Source organism: Stenotrophomonas sp. HMWF003 (assembly GCF_003061285.1).
In the GTDB taxonomy this organism is placed as follows: domain Bacteria; phylum Pseudomonadota; class Gammaproteobacteria; order Xanthomonadales; family Xanthomonadaceae; genus Stenotrophomonas; species Stenotrophomonas maltophilia_AP.
This window is the reverse complement of the sequence record NZ_QAIW01000382.1, coordinates 10,047-13,936: the sequence shown is the minus strand read 5'-3', so window position 1 is coordinate 13,936 and position 3,890 is coordinate 10,047. Positions and strand designations below refer to the sequence as shown.

Annotated in this window: 5 protein-coding genes and 1 pseudogene; 4 read left to right on the top strand and 2 right to left on the bottom strand. The window is 66.9% G+C overall.

What is annotated here, in order from left to right; translation table 11 throughout:
• From DBR34_RS23505 to DBR34_RS16395, 4 genes are all read left to right on the top strand, one after another.
• Window positions 1–367 (top strand): YadA C-terminal domain-containing protein (locus DBR34_RS23505; RefSeq protein ID WP_258224021.1); only part of this gene is annotated, 367 nt, incomplete at its 5' end.
• A 57-nt stretch (window positions 368–424) separates the two neighbouring features.
• Entirely contained in the window at window positions 425–865 is a 441-nt protein-coding gene (locus DBR34_RS16405) for a hypothetical protein (protein WP_128097587.1), read from the top strand.
• Window positions 856–1,665: a toll/interleukin-1 receptor domain-containing protein gene (locus DBR34_RS16400; RefSeq protein ID WP_128097586.1), complete on the top strand. Its 810-nt coding sequence runs from the start codon at window positions 856–858 to the stop codon at window positions 1,663–1,665. The genes DBR34_RS16405 and DBR34_RS16400 overlap by 10 nt, the downstream gene beginning before the upstream one ends.
• A gap of 60 nt (window positions 1,666–1,725) precedes the next feature.
• A complete protein-coding gene (locus tag DBR34_RS16395; RefSeq protein ID WP_128097585.1) occupies window positions 1,726–2,556 on the top strand; it encodes a toll/interleukin-1 receptor domain-containing protein in 831 nt (276 codons plus the stop codon).
• A 24-nt stretch (window positions 2,557–2,580) separates the two neighbouring features.
• On the opposite strand, the gene DBR34_RS16390 is transcribed toward DBR34_RS16395, so the two are convergent.
• A complete protein-coding gene (locus DBR34_RS16390) occupies window positions 2,581–3,231 on the bottom strand; it encodes a hypothetical protein (protein WP_128097584.1) in 651 nt (216 codons plus the stop codon).
• 245 nt (window positions 3,232–3,476) lie between these two features.
• Window positions 3,477–3,890: pseudogene (locus tag DBR34_RS23500) on the bottom strand (peptidase); the annotation flags it as partial.

Below are 3,890 nucleotides of genomic sequence, written 5' to 3'. Positions count from 1 at the left end.
GGCCGACGCCCCGGCGCCGACGCCGCAGGTCGATACCGCCGAGCTGGAAAAGATGCTGGCCCGCGCCAACGAGTACACCGATGGGGCGATCAGCACGTTCGAACGCCGCCTGGACAAGATGGACAAGCGCTTCAACCGCATGGCGGCGATGAGCAGTGCGCAGACCGCGATGGCGATGAATACCGCCGGCCTGGCCACCTACAACCGCCTCGGTGCGGGCGTGGGCTACAGCGATGGCGAATCGGCCATGGCGGTGGGCTACCAGCGGGTGCTCAACGAACGCGGCTCGGCCACCTTCAGCCTCAATGGGGCGTTCACCAACAGCGGTGAGCAGAGCGTGGGCCTCGGCGTGGGCATCGGCTGGTAAGCGGCGGGGCGGGGCGCCCGTGCGGTGCCCTGTCCGTTGCATCACAAGGGGATTCCGATGGAGAACATCAGCGACCAGATCGCGTGGCGTCTGGGCTATCTCGCGTTCCTGCAGGGTGTCATTGCGAGGCTCGCGAACAGCGCCACGGCGATGAAGGCGGGTAGCGTAGCGGTGCTGACCGCGCTGCTGGCCTGCTCGCTCGGCGATCAGGTGACCTTTCACTGGGCGCTGTTCGTGCTGCCGGGCGGGCTGTTCATGGGCTTCCATGCGTTCTTCCTGCAGCAGGAACGCGCCTTCGTGCGCCTGTACAACGCGGCGAGCGATGCGCCGCTGGCACAGCGGATTGCCTATCGCATCGACGGCGCGCGGCTGGCCGCCGTGCGCGAGCCGTTGCTGAGGGTGCTATGCCGGCCCACGGTGCTGGCGTTCCACCCGCCCTTGGTGGCGGCCGTCGTGCTGGCGTACCTGTTCGTCCAGGAGGCACGCGCATGCTGCTGAAGCTTCGGGTACGGGATTTCGCCGACGCCGCGTTGAAGGTGGACCCGGGGGCCACGGCAGCCTTCCAGGCGCGGTGTAGTCTGGCCGCGCAGGACGTGGCTGCCTGTCTGTTGAACAGCAACAACCTGCTGGATACCGCGTCGGCGCAGCGGACAGCGCTGCCCGCGCTGCAGGCCGATGTGTTCCTGTCACACGGCGCGGTGGATCGCCAGCAGGTGCTGCAGCTGGCGGTGATGCTGGAGCGGTTGGGCGTGAGCGTCTTCGTGGATTCCTGTCTCTGGCGCACGGTGGATGCATTGCAGCGGGAGATGGACCAGGTGCTGTGCGAACGCCGCCGTTCGGCAGGCGTGCACGTTCTACATCCGGGCAAGGCAGCACCCGCTTCGGCCAATGTCTGCATGGCGCTCAACGCCATGCTGCAGCGGTTGATCGATGGCTGCGAGCTTTTCCTGCACCTGGAAGGTGAGCCGACGCACGGGCAGACGTGGGTGGACGACGGCCGTCATGCCGGCGCCCCTTGGGTGTTCTCCGAACTCACGTTTGCCCGGCACCTGCCGCGGCGTGGTCGTCCGCGGCTGACGCTGGATGCCTTGAAGGCGGTCGCAGGCGGGCAACGTGCGCTGTTCGGCGCGCCGGAGGCACCCCACATCCTGGCGTGGGAGGTGCTGGAGCGTGCGATAGCCGATACCACGGGATTTCCGGCCGCCTCCTACCGGCACGACCCCCCGGTCTTCCTGGATCACCTGTACGGAAAGCTGCCGCTGAGCCAGCAGGAAAAGCAGCTGCTTGGCTGGACATGACCTCCGCTGGCACCCGGTTGGACCCATGCCACTCCCCAAAAAACACGAGAAGGAACGCGCATGCTTCTGGATGCAAGAATCGCCGGCTTCGACGCACTGACGCTGTACGCCGATGGCGTGGCGATGGACAGCTTCAAGACCCGCAACCGGGACCGCCTGGTCAGGATCCGGGACTACATCCTCAATGATGAGAATCTGCTCGATGCCGAGGCCATCGCCAGCGATCTGTTCCCGACCGAGACCGCCGATGTCTTCCTGTCGCACACCCACCAGGACCACGACGCGGTGGTTGCACTGGCCGTGCATCTGGAAAGCCTGGGATTGAAGGTCTTTGTCGATTCCTGCGTGTGGGGGGATGTATACACGCTGCTGCATGAAGTGGACAAGATCCGTTCGGTCATTCCCGGCAAGCCGGATACGTTCTACTACGCGCGTGTCACGCGAACGGCCGCGAGCATGTACATGATCTTGAACGTCGCGCTGCAGCGCATGATCGACCAGGCCGAGTTGCTGCTGTTCCTGGACAGCAAGGCGGTGCGGATCGACGACTACGTGGAGGGGCGGGCGTACACCGGTTCGCCCTGGATCTTCTCGGAGTTGATGTTCGCGCAGACGGTGCGCCGCCGACCGCGTGAAAAAGTATCGACGGAGGCGCTCATTGAAGCGGTGGCCAGGACCATGGACGGCGCACTACCGCCCACGGCACGCTTCGCGATGCCGGACAGCTCGTACTCGATGCCTGCAGCGGAACTGTGGGAGGTTATCGAGACGGTGCGGGTTCCGGCGGTGGCAGCGAAGATCCACGGCGAGCCCAACCCGAACATCTTCCTCGATGCCTTCTACACCCAGCTCAAGCCGGGTGCATTCGAGCGCGGCCTGTTGGGCTGGTAAGGCTACGCAGCGCCCCTGCGCCCATCACGGGTCAGGGGCCAGGTACCCGGCAATCTCCGCCTCCGCCAACACCTGGCGAAGCTGCGCCACCGACGCACGCCGCATCGGCTTCTCGTCGATCGCCGACAGCGGCGGCTGGCGCAGGGCGTCGTAGGGCAGTACCGCGATGTCGAAGGTCAGGTCTTCGGCGCTGAACACCCATACCGGCACGTCCAGCACACGCTCGCGGTCCAGCCGCAGGCGGCGGGTGCGCAGTTCGGCGGGGATGCCGTGTTCGTCGAAGTGGCGCTGCACCGCATCGGCGTCGTCGCTGTGGACCTGCAGCTGCACCGGGCTGTTGGCATCGGCGGTGCCATCCAGCACCGGCCCGCACAGGCGCGGCGCGAACCGCTCCAGGAACTCCATCGCACGCAGGGCCGCCTCGCGACGCTGGCGCAGCTGGCTGCCGTGGTCGGGCCCGGCGAAAAGGCGCTGATACTCGCGCAGCGCGTCCTCGATCTCGGCGTTGCGGGGCAGGGAGGCATCATCGTGGATGTCCAGCCGGGCCGCCGCCTTGAGCTTGGCCTGGTGGTAGTCGCGGATGCCACCCTCGGCCATCAATCGGGCCGCTTCATGGGCGAGCCGGTGGCGGCGCTCGCGGGTCTGGGTGGCTGCATGCTGACGGGCTCGATGCATGACCGGTACTCCTGTGCGACCTGCACGGCAATGTACACCGGCGATGTGACAAGGCGGTAGAGCCACCCATGGGGTGGCTGCGCGTGATGCCGGATTCGGAGGCAGCCACCCATGGGGTGGCTCTACCCGGGGACGCCGCGTAGGCGGAGGTGGAGCCGGCCATGCGCAGCCGGCAGACAAAAAAAGGCCGGGCAATGCCCGGCCTCTGCCCGTCCGCGGTGCCGGGGCATACCCGGCACCTGCGGTCAGAAGATATCGAACGCGGCGTCGTCCGCCTGCTGCACATGGGTGTCGAAGCTGAAGTCCTCGATCTTGTCCATGTCCTCCACCTTGACCCACTCGGTGGCGCCGTTGAGCGTGGCCTGGACCATGCCCGAAGGCGGATCGTTCTTGGCGATCGGGGTGTCCTTCAGCGCCGCGCGCATGTAGTCGATCCAGATCGGCAGGGCCGCCTTGCCGCCGTACTCGCGGTAGCCCAGCGAGCGGAAGTCGTCGCGGCCGACCCACACGGTGGTGGCATAGGGCCCGCCGAAACCGGAGAACCAGGCGTCGCGGTGGTCGTTGGTCGAGCCGGTCTTGCCGCCCACGTCCTCACGGCCAAGCACCTTGGCGGCCGTACCGGTGCCGCGCTGGACCACGTCGCGCATCATCGAGACCAG

Bases quoted from the DNA above. Each gene is read 5' to 3' on its own strand.
- DBR34_RS16405 (WP_128097587.1), top strand. From the start codon at position 425: ATGGAGAACATCAGCGACCAGATCGCGTGGCGTCTGGGCTATCTCGCG.
- DBR34_RS16400 (WP_128097586.1), top strand. From the start codon at position 856: ATGCTGCTGAAGCTTCGGGTACGGGATTTCGCCGACGCCGCGTTGAAG.
- DBR34_RS16395 (WP_128097585.1), top strand. From the start codon at position 1,726: ATGCTTCTGGATGCAAGAATCGCCGGCTTCGACGCACTGACGCTGTAC.
- DBR34_RS16390 (WP_128097584.1), bottom strand. From the start codon at position 3,231: ATGCATCGAGCCCGTCAGCATGCAGCCACCCAGACCCGCGAGCGCCGC.